At 72.5% G+C, this 19,970-nt stretch carries 18 protein-coding genes; 13 read left to right on the forward strand and 5 right to left on the reverse strand.

Annotation, left to right across the window (positions count from 1 at the left end; all coding sequences use genetic code 11):
• Positions 1-130 precede the first annotated feature (130 nt).
• The 10 genes from ribD to C3486_RS24285 all read left to right on the forward strand — a co-directional run bounded on the left by ribD (position 131) and on the right by C3486_RS24285 (position 8,754).
• Positions 131-1,207 carry a bifunctional diaminohydroxyphosphoribosylaminopyrimidine deaminase/5-amino-6-(5-phosphoribosylamino)uracil reductase RibD gene (gene ribD, locus C3486_RS24240; protein ID WP_103834896.1) on the forward strand — a complete coding sequence of 359 codons (1,077 nt, stop codon included), beginning with the start codon at positions 131-133 and terminating at the stop codon, positions 1,205-1,207.
• Position 1,208: 1 nt separating this feature from the next.
• Positions 1,209-1,817 (forward strand): riboflavin synthase, encoded by a 609-nt coding sequence (locus C3486_RS24245; protein WP_103834874.1) that lies wholly within the window; start codon positions 1,209-1,211, stop codon positions 1,815-1,817.
• A complete protein-coding gene (locus tag C3486_RS24250) occupies positions 1,814-2,467 on the forward strand; it encodes a nicotinamide mononucleotide transporter family protein (protein ID WP_103834875.1) in 654 nt (217 codons plus the stop codon). The genes C3486_RS24245 and C3486_RS24250 overlap by 4 nt, the downstream gene beginning before the upstream one ends.
• On the forward strand, positions 2,464-3,756 hold the full coding sequence (locus C3486_RS24255; protein ID WP_103834876.1) for a bifunctional 3,4-dihydroxy-2-butanone-4-phosphate synthase/GTP cyclohydrolase II: 1,293 nt from the start codon (positions 2,464-2,466) through the stop codon (positions 3,754-3,756). Before C3486_RS24250 ends, C3486_RS24255 begins: the two co-directional genes overlap by 4 nt.
• A 47-nt stretch (positions 3,757-3,803) precedes the next feature.
• Positions 3,804-4,289 (forward strand): 6,7-dimethyl-8-ribityllumazine synthase, encoded by a 486-nt coding sequence (ribH, locus tag C3486_RS24260; RefSeq protein WP_103834877.1) that lies wholly within the window; start codon positions 3,804-3,806, stop codon positions 4,287-4,289.
• A gap of 34 nt (positions 4,290-4,323) precedes the next feature.
• Positions 4,324-4,596 carry a phosphoribosyl-ATP diphosphatase gene (locus C3486_RS24265; RefSeq protein ID WP_030251465.1) on the forward strand — a complete coding sequence of 91 codons (273 nt, stop codon included), beginning with the start codon at positions 4,324-4,326 and terminating at the stop codon, positions 4,594-4,596.
• A 53-nt stretch (positions 4,597-4,649) separates the two neighbouring features.
• Positions 4,650-5,498, forward strand: a complete 849-nt coding sequence (gene hisG / locus C3486_RS24270; protein ID WP_103834878.1) for an ATP phosphoribosyltransferase — start codon at positions 4,650-4,652, stop codon at positions 5,496-5,498.
• Positions 5,499-5,574: 76 nt separating this feature from the next.
• The gene (locus C3486_RS24275; protein WP_103834879.1) at positions 5,575-6,024 is read left to right on the forward strand and encodes a PH domain-containing protein; all 450 of its coding nucleotides are present in this window, start codon (positions 5,575-5,577) and stop codon (positions 6,022-6,024) included.
• Between the two features lie 256 nt (positions 6,025-6,280).
• A complete protein-coding gene (locus C3486_RS24280) occupies positions 6,281-7,636 on the forward strand; it encodes a hemolysin family protein (RefSeq protein WP_103834880.1) in 1,356 nt (451 codons plus the stop codon).
• Complete coding sequence (locus tag C3486_RS24285) at positions 7,633-8,754, forward strand: hemolysin family protein (RefSeq protein ID WP_103834881.1); 1,122 nt, start codon at positions 7,633-7,635, stop codon at positions 8,752-8,754. Before C3486_RS24280 ends, C3486_RS24285 begins: the two co-directional genes overlap by 4 nt.
• A gap of 89 nt (positions 8,755-8,843) precedes the next feature.
• Here C3486_RS24285 and C3486_RS24290 read toward each other — a convergent pair whose 3' ends face one another.
• The gene (locus C3486_RS24290) at positions 8,844-10,733 is read right to left on the reverse strand and encodes an AAA family ATPase (RefSeq protein WP_103834882.1); all 1,890 of its coding nucleotides are present in this window, start codon (positions 10,731-10,733) and stop codon (positions 8,844-8,846) included.
• A 468-nt stretch (positions 10,734-11,201) separates the two neighbouring features.
• Positions 11,202-11,852, reverse strand: coding sequence for a uridine kinase (locus C3486_RS24295; protein WP_103834897.1), 651 nt, complete (start codon positions 11,850-11,852; stop codon positions 11,202-11,204).
• A 146-nt stretch (positions 11,853-11,998) separates the two neighbouring features.
• Between C3486_RS24295 and C3486_RS24300 the strand changes: the two genes are divergently transcribed.
• Positions 11,999-13,387: a peptidase C39 family protein gene (locus tag C3486_RS24300; RefSeq protein ID WP_103834883.1), complete on the forward strand. Its 1,389-nt coding sequence runs from the start codon at positions 11,999-12,001 to the stop codon at positions 13,385-13,387.
• Between the two features lie 224 nt (positions 13,388-13,611).
• Here C3486_RS24300 and C3486_RS24305 read toward each other — a convergent pair whose 3' ends face one another.
• The 3 genes from C3486_RS24305 to C3486_RS24315 all read right to left on the reverse strand — a co-directional run bounded on the left by C3486_RS24305 (position 13,612) and on the right by C3486_RS24315 (position 17,862).
• Positions 13,612-14,913: a DUF6379 domain-containing protein gene (locus tag C3486_RS24305; protein ID WP_103834884.1), complete on the reverse strand. Its 1,302-nt coding sequence runs from the start codon at positions 14,911-14,913 to the stop codon at positions 13,612-13,614.
• 79 nt (positions 14,914-14,992) lie between these two features.
• Complete coding sequence (locus C3486_RS24310) at positions 14,993-16,327, reverse strand: MFS transporter (RefSeq protein WP_181138671.1); 1,335 nt, start codon at positions 16,325-16,327, stop codon at positions 14,993-14,995.
• Between the two features lie 260 nt (positions 16,328-16,587).
• The gene (locus C3486_RS24315; protein WP_103834886.1) at positions 16,588-17,862 is read right to left on the reverse strand and encodes an ROK family protein; all 1,275 of its coding nucleotides are present in this window, start codon (positions 17,860-17,862) and stop codon (positions 16,588-16,590) included.
• Between the two features lie 110 nt (positions 17,863-17,972).
• Here C3486_RS24315 and C3486_RS24320 point away from each other — a divergent pair, with 110 nt between their 5' ends.
• Positions 17,973-19,040, forward strand: a complete 1,068-nt coding sequence (locus tag C3486_RS24320) for a Gfo/Idh/MocA family protein (RefSeq protein ID WP_103834887.1) — start codon at positions 17,973-17,975, stop codon at positions 19,038-19,040.
• A complete protein-coding gene (locus tag C3486_RS24325; RefSeq protein WP_103834888.1) occupies positions 19,037-19,957 on the forward strand; it encodes a sugar phosphate isomerase/epimerase in 921 nt (306 codons plus the stop codon). The genes C3486_RS24320 and C3486_RS24325 overlap by 4 nt, the downstream gene beginning before the upstream one ends.
• Positions 19,958-19,970 lie beyond the last annotated feature (13 nt).

Genomic DNA, 19,970 nt, shown 5'->3' on the forward strand with positions numbered 1-19,970 from the left:
GATTTCTCCTTCCGGCCCCGGCGACCGTGCTGTTCCGTACCGCTTCTGTCGCTCGCGACAGCCCCGGAGTCCGTGCCTGAAGAGGCAGGAGGACCCGGTGGCCGCCACAGCCCCCGCCGAGATCACGGCAATGCGCCGAGCCATCGAGCTCGCTGCGCGCGGCCTCGGGCACACCAGTCCCAACCCCGTGGTCGGCTGCGTCGTCCTCGACGCGCACGGCGCCGTCGCGGGCGAGGGCTGGCACCAGCGGGCCGGCGGCCCGCACGCCGAGATCCACGCCCTGCGCGCGGCCGGCGAGCGAGCCCGCGGCGGCACCGCGCTGGTCACCCTGGAGCCCTGCAACCACACAGGGCGTACCGGCCCCTGCTCCCAGGCGCTCATCGACGCCGGCATCGCCCGCGTCGTCTACGCCGTACCGGACCCCAACCCGGCCGCGACCGGCGGCGCCGTCACGCTCCGCGCGGCCGGCGTCGACGTCGAGGGCGGGCTGCTGGTCGACGAGGCCGCCGCCGGGAACGAGGCCTGGCTGACCTCCGTACTGCGCCGCCGCCCCTTCGTGCTGTGGAAGTACGCCGCCACCCTGGACGGCCGGATCGCCGCCGCCGACGGCACCAGCCGCTGGATCACCTCCGCGCAGTCCCGCGCCGACGTGCACCGGCTGCGCGCCGAGGCCGACGCGGTCATCGTCGGCTCCGGCACGGCACGCGCCGACGACCCGCAGCTCGCCGTCCGGCTGCCGGACACCGAGGTCACCCAGCCGCTTCGGGTCGTCGTCGACTCCGCCGCGACGGCCGTGAAGCCCGGCGCCCGGATTTTGGACGGCACGGCCCCGACCCTGATCGCGGTCGCCGAGGACGCCGACGCCGCCCACCTCGACGGGCTCGCGCCCCTCGTCCGGCTGCCCCGCGCGGCCGGCGGCCGGGGCCTGGACGTCACCGCGCTGCTCGGCGCGCTGTACGACCGCGGCGTGCGGTCCGTCCTCCTGGAGGGCGGCCCGACCCTGGCCGGGTCCTTCGTCGCGGCCCGCGCCGTCGACAAGGTCGTCGGCTACCTCGCCCCCGCGCTGCTCGGCGCCGGCCCGGCCGCGCTGGGCGACGCCGGAATCTCCACCATCACCAAGGCGTTGCGCCTCGACGTGACCGACACCGAACGGCTCGGCCCCGACCTGCGCATCACCGCCACGCCCGCCCTCCACGAGGAGAACTGAAGTGTTCACCGGAATCGTCGAAGAACTGGGTGAGGTCGTCGCCGTCGAGGACCTCGGCGACGCCTCCCGCTTCCGGCTGCGCGGCCCCGTCGTCACGGAGGACGCCAAGCACGGCGATTCCATCGCCGTCAACGGCGTCTGTCTGACCGTCGTGGAGACCGCGGACGGCGAGTTCACCGCCGACGTCATGGCCGAGACGCTGAAGCGGTCCAGCCTCGGCGCGCTGGAGAAGGGCTCCCGCGTCAACCTGGAGCGCCCGATGGCGCTCGGCGGGCGGCTCGGCGGCCACCTCGTCCAGGGCCACGTCGACGGCACCGGCACCATCGCCGAGCGCTCCCCCGGCGAGCACTGGGAGATCGTGAAGGTCGCCCTGCCGGACGGACTTGCCCGGTACGTCGTCGAGAAGGGCTCCATCGCCGTCGACGGCGTCTCGCTCACCGTCGTCGAGGCCGGGGACGACTACTTCACCATCAGCCTCATCCCCACCACCCTCGACCTCACCACCCTCGGCATCAAGAAGGTCGGCGACCCGGTCAACCTGGAGGTCGACGTCCTCGCCAAGTACGTCGAGCGGCTGCTCGGCAAGGACACCGACGGAGGCGCGCGATGACCGCACTGACCTGGCTGAACGGTGAGGCGTTCGCCGCCTTCGGGCAGCACGTCATCTGGTCCGACATGATCGGCAACACCGTCGGCCTGATCGCCCTGGCCCTCGGCTGGCGGCGCTCCATATGGACCTGGCCCGCCCAGTTCCTCTCCGGCGTCATCCTCGTCGCCGCGTACGCCTCGGCCCAGCTCAGCGGCGGGGTCGGCAAGCAGCTGCTGGTCATCGGCGTCGCCCTGTGGGGCTGGCGGCAGTGGCAGCGCGGCCGGCAGCAGGCCCAGGACGGCACGATCGCGGTCCGCTTCGCCACCTGGCGCGAGCGCGGCACGCTGCTCGCGGGCACCGCCGTCGGCACCCTCGCCGTCGGCTTCCTCTTCACCCAGGTGCCCCAGCTCTCCTGGAACCCCTGGCCCGACGCCTACATCTTCGTCGGCACGCTCGCCGCGATGGTGGCGCAGGCCCGCGGCCTCGTGGAGTTCTGGTTCGCCTGGCTGCTGGTCGACGTGGTCGGCGTCCCGCTGGCCTTCAGCAGCGGCCTGGCCTTCTCCGGCCTGGTCTACGTCGTCTACCTCGGTCTCGTCCTGTGGGGCCTGCGTGACTGGTGGCTGCGCTCCCGCACGAGCCCGCAGCCCGTCCTGGAAGGAGCGGTGGCATGACCGCACAGCAGAACTGGTACGAAGGCCCCGACGCGACCGACCTCACCCTCGACCCCGTCGAGCGCGCCATCGCCGACATCGCCGCGGGCCGCCCCGTCGTGGTCGTCGACGACGAGAGCCGTGAGAACGAGGGCGACCTCGTCCTCGCCGCCGAGATGGCCACGCCCGAGATCGTCGCCTTCATGATGAGCGAGTGCCGCGGCCTGATCTGCGCCCCCATGGAGGGCGACGAGCTGGACCGGCTGGAACTCCCGCAGATGGTCCAGCACAACACCGAGTCCATGCAGACGGCCTTCACCGTCTCCGTCGACGCCACCGGCGAGCACGGCGTCACCACTGGCATCTCCGCCGCCGACCGCGCCACCACGCTGCGCCTGCTGGCCTCCGGCGAGTCCGCGCCCGGCGACTTCGTCCGCCCGGGCCACATCTTCCCGCTGCGCGCCAAGCCCGGCGGCGTCCTGGTACGCAACGGCCACACCGAGGCCGGCGTGGACCTCGCCCGGCTCGCCGGGCTGCGCCCCGCCGCCGCCATCGTGGAGATCGCGGGCGAGGACGGCACCATGCTGCGGCTGCCCGAGCTGATCCCGTTCGCCCGCAAGCACGGCCTGGCGATCATCTCCATCGAGGACCTCATCGCGTACCGGCGCAGTGCCGAGCCCACCGTCCGGCGCGAGGCCACGACCCGGCTGCCCACCGCCTTCGGCGACTTCACCGCGCACGGCTACCGCTCCACCGTCGACGGCGTCGAGCACGTCGCGCTGGTCGCCGGCGACCTCGGCGACGGTGAGGACGTCCTGGTCCGGGTCCACTCCGAGTGCCTGACCGGCGACATCTTCCACTCGCTGCGCTGCGACTGCGGCCCGCAGCTGCAGGAGTCGCTGCGCCGGGTCAGCGAGGCGGGCCGCGGCGTGGTGATCTACCTGCGCGGCCACGAGGGCCGGGGCATCGGGCTGCTGTCCAAGCTGCGCGCCTACGAGCTCCAGGAGCGCGGCCGGGACACCCTGGACGCCAACCTGGAGCTGGGCCTGCCCGCCGACGCGCGGGACTACGCCGCGGGCGCCCAGATCCTCACCGACCTGGGCGTGCGCTCGCTGCGCCTGATGACCAACAACCCCGAGAAGACCGCGGCCCTGGCCGGGCACGGCCTGCACATCACGGGCCGGGAGCCGATGCCGGTCCAGGCCGGCGAGCACAACCTGCGGTACCTGCGCACCAAGCGGGACCGGATGGGGCACGACCTGCCGTGGCTGGACCCGGCGGACCGCGCCTCGGCCTGCAACAGCCAGTAAGACATCCCCGTACCCCTGATACATCAGCAAGCAGCACGAGGAGCAACGTGAGCGGCAAGGGCGCACCCGAACTGTCCGTGAAGAACTGTGGCGACCTGCGGGTGGCCGTCATCGCGGCCCAGTGGCACACACAGGTCATGGACGGACTGGTGAACGGCGCGCTGCGCGCCCTGACCGAGCTGGGCATCGACGAGCCGACCCTGCTCCGCGTGCCGGGCAGCTTCGAGCTGCCGGTCGTCGCCAAGGTGCTGGCCGGCCGCGGATACGACGCGATCGTCGCGCTCGGCGTGGTCATCCGCGGCGGCACCCCGCACTTCGACTACGTCTGCCAGGGCGTCACCCAGGGCCTGACCCAGGTCTCCGTCGACACCGGTGTGCCCATCGGCTTCGGCGTGCTGACCTGCGACGACGAGCAGCAGGCACTGGACCGTGCGGGCCTCGAGGGCTCCAGCGAGGACAAGGGCCACGAGGCGGTCACCGCGGCCGTCGCCACCGCCGCCACGCTCCGTTCCGTATCCGAACCCTGGCGCTGAGCCGGGGCGGGCGACCGCTAGGGTGGGTACCACCATGTCCAAGAAGACGTTCGAGGAGCTCTTCGCCGAGCTCCAGCAGAAGGCCGCCACCGGCGACCCCGCCACTTCCCGCACCGCCGAACTGGTCCAGTCCGGCGTCCATGCGATCGGCAAGAAGGTCGTCGAAGAGGCCGCCGAGGTGTGGATGGCGGCGGAGTACGAGTCGCACGACGCCGCCGCCGAGGAGATCTCCCAGCTCCTCTACCACCTTCAGGTGATGATGGTCGCCAAGGGCATCAGCCTTGACGACGTCTACGCCCACCTCTGATCACCCCGTTTCTCCACCCGCCTTTTCTCCCTCCCGCAAAGGAAATCTCTCTCATGCTGCGCATCGCCGTCCCCAACAAGGGTTCACTGTCCGAGCCTGCGTCGGCGATGCTCCATGAGGCCGGCTACCGCCAGCGCAAGGACCGCAGGGAGCTGGTCCTGGTCGACGCGGAGAACGAGGTCGAGTTCTTCTTCCTGCGCCCGCGCGACATCGCGGTCTACGTCGGCTCCGGCAAGCTCGACATCGGCATCACCGGGCGCGACCTGCTGCTGGACTCCGGCGCCGAGGCCGAGGAGATCATGCAGCTCGGCTTCGCCGGCTCCACCTTCCGGTACGCCACCACGCCCGGCACCGCCAAGGACGTCAAGGAGTTCGGCGGCATGACCGTCGCCACCTCCTTCTCCGGCCTGGTCAAGCAGCACCTCGCCGACAACGGCGTGGACGCCTCCGTCGTGCACCTCGACGGCGCGGTGGAGACCGCCATCCAGCTCGGCGTCGCCGAGATCATCGCGGACGTCGTGGAGACCGGCACCACCCTGCGCAACGCCGGCCTGGAGATCATCGGCGAGCCGATCCTGAAGTCCGAGGCCGTCGTCATCCGCGGCAAGGACGCCTCCGTCGACGACCCGAAGGTGCAGCAGTTCCTCCGCCGCATGCAGGGCGTCCTGGTGGCCCGCCGCTACGTGATGATGGACTACGACATCCGCGTGGAGCACGTCGAGAAGGCCGTCGCGCTCACCCCGGGCCTGGAGTCCCCGACCGTCTCCCCGCTGCACCACGAGGGCTGGGTCGCGGTCCGCTCGATGGTCCCCTCCAAGGACGCCCAGCGCATCATGGACGAGCTCTACGACCTCGGTGCCCGCGCGATCCTGACCACCGGCATCCACGCCTGCCGCCTCTGACCGTCCACCGGGCCGTACGTACCCGCACGGCGTACGTACGGTCCGTCCAGCCACCCCCGCCACGGAAGACGACGACGTGTCCGCGCCCCTGCCCGACCTGCCGGTGACCTTCCGGCCCGCCCGCACCCGTGCCGTCCTGTACGTCGTCGGCATCGCCCAGCTGGTGGCCCTCACGGTCATCGCGTTCCTGCTGCCGGCCCTCAGCGGCGGCGAGCGGATCAGCTTCGTGATCACCGGCCTGCTGGTGCTGGCCGTCCTGCTGCTGCTCGCCCGGCCCAAGGTCGTCGCCACCGAGCGCGGCGTCACCGTCGTCAACCTCACGACCAAGCGCGAGCTGGCCTGGGCCGAGGTCCTGCGGGTGAACCTGCGGGTCGGCGACGCCTGGGTCCACCTCGACCTCGCCGACGGCACCAGCCTCCCCGCCATGGGCATCCAGCCCGGCATCGCCAAGGAACAGGCCGTCCAGGACGCCCGTACGCTGCGGCTCCTCGCCGAGACGCACGGCACCGGCGACCACACCCGCTGAGCCGGCCGGCCCCGTACGCATCCGGCCGGAGCGTGGCGTGCGGCGTACCGCACGCCCGTCGGCTCTCCCGCTGCCGCGCCCGGCCTGATTACTCTGTAGCCCGGGGCCGCCCCGCGCCCCGCCCCCTCGCGGGGACCCTGCGACCCGAGGAGTGACTCCTTCCAGCAATGGACGGATCGTCCTGTAGTACCTGCGCCGCCCCTCCCGGACAGCGCCCGCGTCCCGCGGCTGTCCCGAGCACCACGGAGGCGGCGGCATGACAGTCCCCCTGCTGCTGCTCGCCGCGGCCTTCGTGCTGATCCTGGCGAACGGCTTCTTCGTGGCCGCGGAGTTCGGCCTCGTCACCGTGGAGAAGGCGGCGGCCGAGCGGGCCGCCGAGGCCGGTGACCGCCGGGCCCGTACGGTCGTCACCGCGCTGCGCGAGCTCTCCTTCCAGCTCTCCGGCACCCAGCTGGGCATCACCATCACCTCCCTGGTGGTCGGCATGCTCGCCGAGCCCGCCCTCGCCGAGCTGCTCGGCGGGCCGCTCGCCGCGCTCGGACTGCCCGCCGGCGCCGTGCCCGGCATCGCCGTCGTCCTCGGCATGCTGCTGGCCTCCGCCGTCCAGATGGTGATCGGCGAACTGGTCCCGAAGAACTGGGCGGTCTCCAAGCCGCTCACCGTCGCCCGCTTCGTCGCCGGCCCGCAGAACGCCTTCTCGCGCTTCTTCCGCCCGGTCATCGCGCTGCTCAACACCGTGGCCAACCGCCTCGTGCGGGCCCTCGGCGTCGAGCCCACCGACGAGCTGGCCTCGGCCCGCACCCCCGGCGAACTGGTCTCGCTGGCCCGGCACTCCGCGCAGGCCGGCGCCATCGAGCAGGACACCGCCGACCTCTTCGTGCGGACCCTCTCGCTCGGCGAGCTGACCGCGGAGAACGTGATGACCCCGCGGGTACGGGTCTCCGCGCTGCAGTCCTCCGCGACCGCCGAGGACGTGGTGAACCTCACCCGTGCCACGGGCCTGTCCCGCTTCCCCGTCTACCACACCCGGATCGACGAGGTCGTCGGCATGGTCCACCTCAAGGACGCGCTCGCCGTGCCCGCCGAGGACCGGCTGCGCACCCCCGTCGGCCGGATAACGGTCGCGCCGCTGCTGGTCCCGGAGAGCCTGCCGGTGCAGCCCCTGCTGGAGCGGCTGCGCAGCGAACAGCCGATCGCCGTGGTCGTCGACGAGTACGGCGGCACGGCCGGCGTGGTGACCCTGGAGGACATCATCGAAGAGCTGGTCGGCGAGGTGCGCGACGAGCACGACCACGCGGACCTGCCGGAACTGGTGCTCGCACCCGCCGAGGACGGCCACCCCGCCTGGGACGCCGACGGCGGCTGCCGGGTCGACACCCTCCGCAGGATCGGGCTGACCGCGCCGGACGGCCCGTACGAGACCGTGGCCGGACTGGTCGCCCACATACTCGGCCGGATCCCCGCGCCGGGGGACACCGCCGAACTGGACGGCTGGCGGCTGCGGGTGCGGCTGGTCGCCCACCACCGCGCCGACCGGGTGCGGCTGATACGGACCGGGCCGGTGCCGAGCGCCGTGCCCGCGGCCGCCGGCGAGACGGCAGGTGCCCGATGAGCGCGCTGCAGCTGTTCTTCGCCGCCCTCCTCGTACTCGCCAACGGCTTCTTCGTCGGCGCCGAGTTCGCGCTGGTCTCCGTACGCCGCAGCCAGATCGAACCGCTCGCCTCCGAGGGCTCGAAGCGGGCGAAGCGGGTGCTGTACGGCCTGGAGAACCTCCCGCAGATGATGGCCGCCGCACAGTTCGGCATCACCGTCTGCTCGCTGACGCTCGGCGCGGTGGCCGAGCCGACCGTGGCCCGCCTCCTGGAGCCGCTCTTCCACGCCGTCCACCTCCCCGAGGCGCTGATCCACCCGCTGGGCTACGCCATCGCGCTCGCCCTGGTGGTCTTCCTGCACCTGGTCATCGGCGAGATGGTGCCGAAGAACCTGGCCATGGCGGCACCGGAGAAGACCGCCCTGTGGTTCAGCCCCGGGCTGGTCGTCTTCGCCCGGATGTGCCGGCCGGTCACCGCCCTGCTGGGCGCCTGCGCCCGCGGCATCCTGCGGCTCTTCCGCGTGGAGCCCAAGGACGAGGTCGAGGCGGTCTTCACCACCGAGCAGCTCACCCACCTCGTGGCCGACGCGGGCCAGGCCGGGCTGCTGGAGCCGGCCGAGCAGGAACGCCTCTCCGACGCCCTGGAGCTGGGCCGCCGCCCGGTCACCGACGTCCTGATCGACCGTGCCGCGCTGGTCACCGTCGATCCGTCCGTCACGCCCCGGCAGGTCGAGGAGCTGACCGTGAAGACGGGCTACTCCCGCTTCCCGGTCTGCGCGCCGGGCGGCGCGTACATGGGCTACCTGCACGTGAAGGACGTACTGGACCTGGAGGAGCGGGACCGCGCCGTACCGCAGCACGTCTGGCACCCGATGACCACGCTGCGCGCCGAACTCCCGCTGGACGACGCGCTGACGGCGATGCGCCGCGCCGCCTCGCACCTCGCGGCGGTCTCCGACGGCACGGGCCGCACGCTCGGCCTGGTCGCCCTGGAGGACGTGCTGGAGAAGCTGGTCGGCGAGGTCCGCGACCCGGCCCACCGCGACCAGGAAGGGCCGGCCCGCATCGGCGGACCGCGCGGCGCGGGCGAGCCCCGGCCTGAGGAAGTGCAGCCGGGGGAGCGGGCGCTGGCGGGCTGACGTCCGCAGCCGAGCGGGGCGGGTCCGGGCAGCCGGGTCCGCCCCGCCGGCCTTTTATGCGCGGGTCACGCCCCCGGGGCCGGTGCGGGTCACGCCCCCAGGTCCGGTGCCGGGCCGCCGCGGCCCGACAGCACCTCGCCGTACGCCTGCATCAGGTCCGGCAGCCGCAGCGTCGACAGGTCCTCGCGGGACGGCGTGCCCGCCCACGTCGACAGCCGCAGGTCGCGGTACGCACAGCTCTTCTCGTACAGGGTGCGCAGGAAGCGGCCGTTGCCCAGCTCGTCGATCCAGCCCTGGTCCACGACGTGCCCGGCGATGCTGCGCAGCTCGTCCAGCGACTCCTCGTCCCACCGGTCGCCGTTGTCCGCGGCCAGCACCTCGCCGATGGCCGTCAGCTCCAGCGGCCGGTAACTGGGGAAGTCCACCCGGGTGGTGAAGCGCGAGGAGAGCCCGGGGTTCGCGGCCAGCAGCCGGTCCATGCCCTCCGGATACCCGGCGAGGATCACCACGAGCCGGTCGCGGTTGTCCTCCGCGCGCTTCAGCAGCACCTGCAGCGCCTCGTCGCCGTACGCGTCGCCCTTGGTGTAGCCGGAGTTGGAGAGCGAGTACGCCTCGTCGACGAAGAGCACGCCGCCCAGCGCCGAGTCGATCAGCTCGTTCGCCTTCACCGCCGTCTGGCCGAGGAACTCGCCCACCAGGTCGGCGCGCTGGGCCTCCACGAGGTGGTCGCCGCCGAGCAGCCCCAGCGCGTAGAAGACCCGCCCGAGTATCCGGGCCACGGTCGTCTTGCCGGTGCCCGAGGGGCCCGAGAAGACGAAGTGCCGCTTCGGGGGCTGCACGGGCAGCCCCTGCCCGGCCCGCAGCCGCGCCATCCGCAGCTGTGCCGACAGCGCCCGCACCTGCCGCTTCACCGGCTCCAGGCCGACCATCCGCTCCAGCTCCTGGAGCGCCTGCTCCAGCAGGACGGGGTCGGCGGGCCCGGGCGGCAGCTGATCGCCGCCGCGCTGCTCCGGCACGCGCTTGAAGCGGGCAGGGCCCGCACTGCCGGCGGCCGGCGTGCCGAGCAGATCGGTGTCGTCGGGGCCCTCCGGGTCGGCCGTCGCCAGCAGCTCCCGGCCGTCCACCGGGTCCAGCGGCGCCAGCGGATCCAGGTCACCGGCGTTCTCCTGCCCGAGCCCGGCCGACACGGTGGCCAGGTCGGCGCCCTCCTCCAGCCCGTCGCACTCGGCGATGGCCGCGAGCCGGGCCGCGGTGTCCATGAAGGCCGGATCCACGCGGTGAACGGCGCGATACAGCGGGAGGGCCGCCGCGCTGCGGCCCGTGCCCTCGTGCGCCCGCGCCAGCCAGTAGCGCAGCTCCTTGCGCTGCGGCTGCTCGCTGCGGCACCGCATCAGCGCGGCCGACAGCAGCGGCTCGGCCTGTCCGTACATCTCCAGCCGGACCCGCGCCATGCCGCCGAACAGCCCCGACTCGATGCCCAGCAGCGGGTCGTCGAGCAGCGGCTCGGTGTGCCGCACGAGCTGCTCCCAGTCCTTGACCAGGTACGCGCGGCAGGCGTGCAGGAAACGTACCTGCGGATCGGCGTCGACCGGCGGGCAGCCGGCCAGCGCCTGGTCCAGCTCCGCGACATGCCGGCCGTCCAGCCAGTGCGAGGCGTGCGCGAGCAGCAGGTCGCGGCCGGTCTCCAGCACCGGCTGCACCCACCAGCCCAGCCAGTACCAGGAGTTCAGGGTGCGGCGGTGGCGGGCGCGCTGCTCGCCGAAGCGGTCGCGGTGCCGGTACATCCGCAGCAGCGCCGTGGTGGTGTCGGCGCGCAGCGCGTGCAGCCCGAGCCAGGCGTCCGCCATCGAAGGGTCGATCCGCACCGCGGCCCGGAACTCCTCCTCGGCCTGCGCGTACGCGCCCATGGTGTACGCGTCCACCGCGCGCAGCCAGGCGAGTTCGGCCGGGGCCGCCGTGCCCTGCGCGCCACAATCCATCCTGTCCCCCACAAAAGATCCCCCGCGCGGTGCCCGCCAGGTGGCTACCCGGGAGCAGCGTGATCGAAGCAGCGTGCTGTGGACGGGATGTGCACGCCGTCGCGCGCCCGTGGGAAGCGTGTCCTCGGGTGGCACGAACTGGCATCGTACCTGCGGCGCGTACGGCTGCCGAAGAGGGGCGCAGCGGGGAAGCTGGGACTCGGCGGCGCGAAGGGGCCGGTGACCCAGGGTGAGGGGGAAGCGGCGCGAAGCGCGGGATTCGGGGGATGAGGACAGAACGAAGCCCCCGATCACGGGGGAACAACCGGGGGCTTCGCGTCTGCGAGCGGTCCGTCAGAACCGCACATTGAGAACGTAAGTCCTGTACGGCCCCCAGGTCAAGCCGAGTTGGGGCACTCGGCGGGACCCTGTCGGCCCGGCTCGGCGCACCGGCCCCGGCCGGTCACGGAGTGTGAAGGATTGGGGGAGTCAACGCGCGTCCACCGGCCTCGTGTGCCACTCGTACCCCGTCCGCCCCTGGGAAACCAGGAGATCCGCATGAGGGCGGGAGGGGTCGGCCGCGAAATGCGCGCGCTCCGCCGGAATCCAGCCATCCCAGAAGGTGGCGAGCCCCGGCCCGTCCCGCCGCCTTCCCCGTGCCCAGGCGGTGTCCTCGGGCAGCTCCATCCACAGCAGGCACGCCAGGTGCGGACGGAGGGCACGCCGGCCGGCCCCGACGCCCTCCAGCAGCACGACCGGGGCGGGCGCCAGCGTGCGCTCCCGCGCGAAGCGCCGGTGCACCCAGTCGTACACGCCGTACCGCGCGCTCCGCCCTTCGGAGAACGGTTCGATCACCTGTTCCCGCAGCCGCCCGTCCCACGCAAAGAGCTCGTCGTGCGTCGCCAGATCGTCCAGGTGGATGACGGGGGCGGTCGCTTCCGCCGCGGCCGCCAGGCCGTGGCCCGTCCCCGCCCCCGAGGCGCCCGTCCCCAGCGCCGCCGCCAGCCGCCCCGCGAACGTGCTCTTCCCCGAGCCCGCGTGCCCGTCCACCGCCACCAGGCGCACCGGACCGCAGGAGGGGGGCAGGGCGCGCAGACGCGCGGCGAGCGCGGCCAGGCCGTGATCGGCGGGACGTTCCATCACGCCAGCGTACGTCACTGGTCCACACCAATATTTCGATGCGCGACGCGCGTCGAACCGCTGGCCGAACCGTGTCCCGTGCGGTGATAGTTGAGCCACGACTGCCGTGACGCTCATCCCGCACCCGACTGGGGGACCTGACGCCCATGACCAGATACGCTCCCCGCCGCACCGTGCTCGCCGCCGCCCTCGCCGTCGCCGCCGGCGCTGCGGTCCCGCTGCCCGCCTTCGCCGCCGGCCGCTCCGGGACGCCCGGCCCGCACGGCACCGGATCCGCGACGCACCCCGACGCCGGCTCGCTCGTGGACTACCACGGCTGGACCGGGGTGGCCGACTGGCTCGCGGGCTCGGGCCAGGGCACCCGCATCGAGCCGGGACCGCGCCCCGGCGTGCAGATCGCGGTCCCGATCGGCACCACCGACTACCGCGACCCGCACCTGAACAAGACTTCCACCTGGGAGTACGCCACCTGGACCTCCCCGGTCCACAAGCTCGAGGTGCCGGCCACCGAGCTCATCGCGTCCTGGAACGCGCACACCCCCGCCGGCACCTGGATCGCCGTCGAACTGCGCGGCATGTACTCCGACAAGTCCCGCACCCCGTGGTACGTCATGGGCCGCTGGGCCGCGGGCGACCAGGACATCCGCCGTACGTCCGTGGACGACCAGACCGACAGCAAGAGCACGGTCTACACCGACACCCTCTCCGTGGACTCCCCGGCGAGCGGCCTCCGCCTGGTCTCGTACGAACTCCGCGTCACGCTCTACCGCAAGCCGGGGACGGACCTCACGCCCACGGTGTGGCGGGTAGGCGCGATGGGCTCCGACATCCCCGACCGGTTCACGGTCCCGGCGTCCGAGCCGGGCATCGCACGCGGCCGGGAGCTGGCCGTGCCGCGGTACTCCCAGGAGATCCACAAGGGCCAGTACCCGGAGTACGACAACGGGGGAGAGGCGTGGTGCAGCCCCACCTCCTCCCAGATGATCATCGAGTACTGGGGCCGCCGGCCCAGCCCGGAGGACCTGGCCTGGGTCAACCCCGACTACGCCGACCCCCAGGTCTGCCACGCCGCCCGCTTCACCTTCGACTACCAGTACGACGGCTGCGGCAACTGGCCCTTCAACGCGGCGTACGCGGCGACGTACCACGACCTCGAAGGCGTCGTCACCCGGCTGAACTCCCTCGCCGACGTCGAAAAGCTCATCCACGTCGGCATCCCCGTCATCACCTCCCAGTCCTTCATCGCCTCCGAACTGGACGGCGCGGGCTACGGCACCTCGGGCCACCTGATGACGGTGATCGGCTTCACCCAGTCCGGCGACATCATCGCCAACGACCCGGCCTCCCCCTCCAACGTCGCCGTCCGCCACGTCTACAAGCGCCGCCAGTGGGAGAACATCTGGCTCCGCACCAAGCGCAAGGACGCCAACGGCAAGGTCAAGTCCGGCACCGGCGGCGTCTGCTACCTCTACTTCCCGGCCCACCCCACAGGCCCCCAGAAGCGAGCCCTCCGCGAGCTGGGGATCTGCCCGTAGCCGGTGAACCCGGCTCCAGCCGCAGATGGTCCCCGAAGGTCGCCTCCACCACCTGACGGCGGTGCTCTCGGCCGTCAGGTGCTGGGGAGGCGACCGCAGCGGCGGTCGCCTCCCCAGCACCCGCCCCTGCCGCTGAAGGAGTCCGGCGACCTGTGCGATCAGCCGCAGCACCTGAAGCGGCGCTTCCGTCGCCCGCCTCGACCGGCCGGCCGCCCTCCCGGACGTCATCCCAGGTCGGCGCTCCCGTTCAGGGACCGGAGCAAGGCGTGCTGGCGGCGGACCTGGTCGCGGCCTCGGTAGGGCTCGCGCCGGCCCTCGTACTCGCTGGAGAGCCAGCCCCGCCAGCCGGCCGTGCGCAGGGTGCTGAGGATGTCGTGCCAGGGAATGTGCAGGTCGGTGAGGTGGTCGTCGATCTCGAAGAACTTCGCCTGGATGAAGTGCACATGCGGCAGCACTTCGGCGAGGTCGGACGTGGAGACGGCCAGGGGTTCCAGGAATGCGGGGCGCTTCTTTCCCTCGAAGCCCTCGTGACCGTCGTCGACCGGGGCGGTCTGGAAGATGCCGGTGTCGATGAGGAGCTTGAAGTGGTCGCTGCCGGTCCGGTCGATGAAGTCGAGGTACGCCTGGGTGACCGGGTGCTTGATCGGGGTGGGGCTGTGGATCTCGGGGCAGATGACGATGTCGAGGTCCGCCGCGAGGTCGAGCACCCGCTCCACGGCCGGCTGCCAGATGGGGTGCGGGTCGAGTTCCGGGGTGGTGACGCCGAACTTGGGGCGGACGGAGGTGAAGCCGAGCAGCTTGGCCAGGCGCAGGTCGCGTTCGAGCTGTGCACGGCCCTCCTCGGCGGTGAGGTCGCGGTCGCGCCACATGGCGGTGTCGACCCAGGAGCCGTAGTTCGTGGGCGTGAGCCCGTAGCGGTCCAGGAGGTGGTGCCAGGTGTCGATCCAGGCCGGGTCGGGGTGCGGGTAGCCGGGGATGTTGCCTTCGCCGAGGATCTCGATGCCGGTGGCGCCCAGGTCGGCGATGTCGGCCATGGCGTCCTGGAGCGTCATCGACGTGTACAGGTCGCCCGAGTAGCTGTAGAGGGAGACGCCGTAGCGCAGCCCGTGCGGGGTGCCGTCGCAGGCGGGCACGATCGTGGCCGTGGTGGCGGCGCGGAACACGGAGGGCCCGGCGACCTCGGGAATGTAGGGCCGGCGCAGACGGACCGCGACCTCGATCCGGTGAATGCCCGCGCTCAGGCCGCCCGGGTGGTCGACGGAGAGCGTGGCGGTCTCGTCGAGCTGCCAGCGTACGTCCGTGGAAGCGTGCAGTTCGTCGAGGGTGAACGTACGGCCCTGCAGTGTCCAGCGCTGCGCTGCGCGCGGGAAGGCGTGTCCGTCGACGACCACGTCGGCGCCGTCGACGAGGCTGCCGGCGATGCCTCGGTAGTTGGGGTTGCGCAGCAGAAGCCGGAAGCCCGTGACGCCGGTGCCGTCGGTCGTGTTGCGGAATCCGCGCTGCTGGATGATCGGGCGTTCGAGCATGGTCGTCCTTCGTGACGGGATGGTGGGGGAGAGGCAGGGGTCGGGCTCGCTCGGGCCGCGTGCGAAAACGGCTGCGGGGTCAGTCCTTGTGGTCTTCCAGGCCGTAGAGGGCCATGCAGGCCGCCTGGGCCAGGCACAGTGCGGCGGGAAGTCCGATGAAGGCCCACTCGATGGCCTGGCTCGCCTGCGCTGAGACGTGGTCGGCGCGGTATCCGCCCCAGGCCAGGGCCCAGGCGAAGAGGGAGCCGCCGAGCGCCGTGCCGACCTTGGTGGCGAAGCTGTAACCGGCGTAGAGCAGCCCCTCGTCGCGGCGGCCGGTGAGGGTTTCGTGGTGGTCGATCGTGTCCGAGACGAGCGCCGGGGCCGCGACGAAGCCGAAGCCGCCGATGAGGTTGGCGAACAGGAAGACGGCGAGGAACACCATCGGCTGTCCGTCCAGGAAGAAGAGCAGGACGTACAGGACCGCGGTGGCGGCCAGGCCGGTGTTGATGCCGCGGCGCTTGCCGGTGCGGCGCAGGAACCAGGGGGTGACGAGCGAGCCGGTCAAGGCCGACAGGGAGAACGCGAGGAGGATGTAGCTGGTCGCCCAGCCGTCGTCGAGGACCTCGCGGGCGTAGAAGACGGCGCCGGCGGTGATGATGCCCAGGCGGACGAATGCGATGAGGGACGCGGCACTCACGCCCAGCCAGTGACGGTTGCCGCGCAGCGAGGCGAGTGCGCGCCAGGTGGTGGCCTCCCGGGCAACCGGTGCGACGGGGCGTTCGCGGCACAGCAGGGCGACGATCCAGTAGAGCAGGGTGCCGACCGCGCCGAGGACGACAGCCATGCCGGTGAAGCCACGGGCCCGGTCGGCGCCGCCGAGAGCGCCGACGAGCGGCATGACGGCGAGGGAGACGGCGATCAGCCCCAGCGAGGCGCCGGCGAACCGGTAGCCGCTCATCTTCAGGCGGGTGTCGGCGTCGTCGGTGAGCATGGGCAGCATCGCGCCGTAGGGGACGTTGACGAGCGAGTGGCTGATGCCGACGGTGACGAAGGTGACCGCCGCCCAGACCACCGCCGTGGTGCCGCTGCCGGGTGAGGAGAAGGCCAGCGCGAGGGCGATGCCGAGGACGGGCGCTGCGAAGATCAGGTATGGGCGGGCGCGGCCGAAGCGGCTGCGCGTGCGGTCGACGGCCAGGCCGACCACCGGGTCGATGACTGCGTCCGCGATCCGGCCGACCAGCAGGATGGTGCCGGCGGTGGCGGCAGCCAGCCCGGCGACGTCGGTGTAGTAGTACAGCAGGAACGCCGTCAGCGTGGTCCAGGTCAGGTTGGACGCCAGGTCACCGAGCCCGTAGCCGAACTGGGCGGCCCTGGTCGGCGGGGGCAGCAGAGCGGTGGAGGTGGGGGGCACGGCGCTGGCGGGAGAAGGCACGGCACTCATCGTCGAGTCCCTTCTGGAGGCAGAGGGCATGCCGCCGCGACGCACAGAAGGCGGGGGAACTGCGGGCGGCTGCCGGGACCGCGGCGGATCTCGTCCCGAGTCCGCTCGCTGCCGACGGAACTTATGCACACCACAGACATAAGTCAATGGTTTCTCGTTCTCCCTCTGCACGGCATAGTCAGTGCTGATGACGAACGGCCGGGGTATCAGCCCCGGCCGTCCCGTGGATACTGCAGCAGCTCGCCGGCGTCTCACGCCCCGCCGGCAAGGCGGGCCGGCTCCACCGCGGAGGGCCTTCCGCCGGGCGCCCAGGTGGCGAGCGCGTCCGCGGACAGGAGGGTCTCGACGGCGAGGTGGGCCCCGCCCGCGACGCCCGCGGTCTCGCCCGCGGCCGAGGCCCGGATGGTCAGGTCCGCCGAGGCCAGGGGCAGGGCCCGGCTGCGTACCGTGTGGTCGACGACGCGCAGGAAGGTGCTGTCCCCGCCGGTGACCGCACCTCCGCCGAAGACCAGGCAGTCGGGGTTGTAGAAGTTCACGAGCGCGGCCATCAGGCTGCCGATGCGCTCGGCGGCCCGCGCCACGGCGGTCAGGCACCAGGCGTCCCCCGCGACGACGCCGCGGCCGATGTCGGCCGGAGTGATCTCTCCGGTGGCGCGGTGGGCGTCGGCCAGGAAGCGGCTGCGGCCCTCGTGCACGGCGCTCACCGCGTCCCGGGCCAGTGCCCAGCCGCCCGCGAGCGCCTCCAGGCAGCCGGTACGTCCGCACCGGCACATCACGGAGTTGTCCTCCAGGACGCGGGCGTGCCCGATGTCGCCCGCGGCGCCCTTGCTGCCGCGGTGGATGCGGCCCTGGCTGACGACGCCCGCGCCGATGCCGGTGCCGGCCTTCACGAAGATCAGATGCTGGTCGTCGTCCAGGCCGGTGCTCCTGGCCTCGCCGAGGGCGAGGAGGTTGGCGTCGTTGTCGACCCAGACCGGCACGCCGTGGCGCTCCTGGAGCCGGCCGCGGATGTCGAAGCCGTCCCAGCCGGGCATGATCGGCGGCTGTGAGGGCCGGCCCGTGGCGAACTCCACGGGGCCGGGCACGCCGATCGCCACGGCCCACAGCCGCCCCGGGGCACGCTCCTTGAGCAGGTCGGCGAATTGGTCGTCGAGGAAGCCGAGGGTCTCCTCGGGCCCGCGGGCGACCGGCCATTCCCGGTGGCGGTGTTCCAGCACTCGGGCGTCGAGGTCCGTGACGGCCACGTCGAGTGCGGTGGCACCGAGGACCGCGGACAGCACGAGCCCCTCCTCGGCCCGGAAGCGCAGCCGCCTGGGCGCCCGGCCGCCGCTCGACGGGCCGACGTCGGCGTCCTCGAGCAGTCCGAGGTTCATGGCCTCCTCCACCCGCTGGGAGATGACGGTGCGCCCCAGGAGGGCGGTTGTGCCGAGCTCCGGACGGGTGCGCGCCCGGTTCCCGCGCACCAGGCGCACGACGGTGGAGAGGGCTTCGTACTGGTCGATGGCGGTGGGCGGACGACGTGGCATGCGGCCATCATTCCGCACTTCTGCCGTGGCGGCGCACACCCTTGACGACTTTTGCATGCCGCGTGCAATAGTGTCCCGGATCGTTCGTTCGGAAGAAGCCGGAGGCTGCCATGACGCAGCAGATTCAGGCCGCGGTCGTGGGCACGGGGTTCATGGGATCCGTGCACGCCCGCGCCGTGACGGCGGCGAGAGGCCGCGTACGCCTGGTCGTCGGCAGCTCGCCTGGACGCGCCCAGGAGCTGGCCGCGGCCGTGCCCGGCGCGGAAGTCGCCGCCTTCGAGGAAGTGCTGGCCTCGGACGTGGACGTGGTCCATATCTGCACGCCCAACCACCTGCACCACGACATGGCCCGGCAGGCACTGGAGGCGGGCAAGCACGTGGTCTGCGAGAAGCCCCCGGCCGTCTCCGTGAAGGAGGCGGCCGACCTGGCCGACCTCGCGGCGCGCACGGGGCGCGTGGCCACGGTGCCGTTCGTCTACCGCTTCTACGCGTCGGTACGGCTGGCGCGGTCGCTGATCGGCGCCGGCACCCGCGGGCCGTGGCTGCTGCACGGCTCCTATCTGCAGGACTGGCTCGCCTCGCCCGACGCCGACGACTGGCGGGTGGATGCCGCCCGGGGCGGCGGAAGCCGGGCCTTCGCAGACATCGGCATCCACTGGTGCGACCTCATGGAGTTCGTCACGGGGCAGCGCATCACGGCGGTGCAGGCCATGCTCGGCAACGCCCACCCCGTGCGCGCGGGACGCCCGTCGGCCACCGAGGACGGCGGCGTGATCTCCTTCCGGACCGACGGCGGCGCACTGGGCTCCCTGGTGATCAGCCAGGCCAGCGCCGGACGGAAGAACCGGCTGTGGTTCTCCTTCGACGGTCCGGACGCCAGTTACGTCTTCGACCAGGAGAGGCCCGAAAGCCTCTGGGTCGGCGGCCCGCACGCCAACCGCACGCTGACCCGCGACCCCGCTCGCGCCGGCGGCCGGCCCGACGCGCTGCCCGCCGGACGTCCCCAGGGCTACCACGAGTGCTTCGCCGACTTCGTCGCCGACACCTACGCCGCCGTCCGGGGCCGGGCCCCGGACGGCCTGCCCACCTTCGGCGCCGGGCTGCGCGCCGCCCGGCTGACCCAGGCCGTACTCGACTCGGCCGCCGCTGATGCCACCTGGACGGAGATCCCCTCATGAATCTCGGCATGCTCACCGCCTGCCTGCCCACCTGGCCGCTGGAGCTCGTCGCCGACCGGGCCGCCAAGACCGGCTACGAGCGTCTGGAGGTCGCCGTCCGGCCCGGCACCGGCGGCCGCGACTTCGAAGCGTCACACATCGACGTCGCGCACTTCGATGCGAAGGAACGCGAGCGCGTACGGCGGCTGCTGCGCGAGACCGGGCTGGAGATCTCGGCTCTGGCGTACTACGAGAACAACCTCCACCCCGACCTCGCACGGCGCGAAGAGATCCGTGCCCACCTCAAGTACGCGATCGACGCGGCGCAGGCGCTCGGCGTGCCGTACGTGGGTACCTTCATCGGCCGGGACCCCGCCCGCAGCGTGTCCGAGAACCAGCGCGAGGCCGAACGCGTCCTGCCCGAACTCGTCGCCTACGCCGGCGAGCGCGACGTGAAGCTGATCATCGAGAACTGCGTGATGGAGGGCTGGCACCCCGACGGTCACCCGGGCAACATCGCCTACTCTCCTGAGCTGTGGGAGTGGATGTTCTCCCTCGGCCCGTACCTCAACTGGGACCCGTCGCACCTGATGTGGCTCGGCATCGACCCGCTGGCCACCATCACGCCGTACGCCGAGCGGATCGTCCACGCCCAGGCCAAGGACATCGAGCTGGACCCGGTCGCCCGCAACCGCTACGGGTTCTTCGGCACGACCGTCAAGAACGGCGACCCGTGGGCCACCGGCTGGTGGCGCTACCGGGTCCCCGGCCGCGGCCAGATCGACTGGACCCGCGTCGTCGACCGGCTGTACGAGGCCGGATTCACCGGCACCCTCTCCGTCGAGCACGAGGACCCGCTGTGGGGCGGCACCCCGGAGAAGGTCTGCCAGGGCCTGACCATCGCCCACCGCACCCTCCGCCCTCTCGTAGTGGCCTGACCTCTCACCCCGG

The organism is Streptomyces sp. Ru73 (genome assembly GCF_002920575.1).
Taxonomy (GTDB): Bacteria; Actinomycetota; Actinomycetes; order Streptomycetales; family Streptomycetaceae; genus Streptomyces.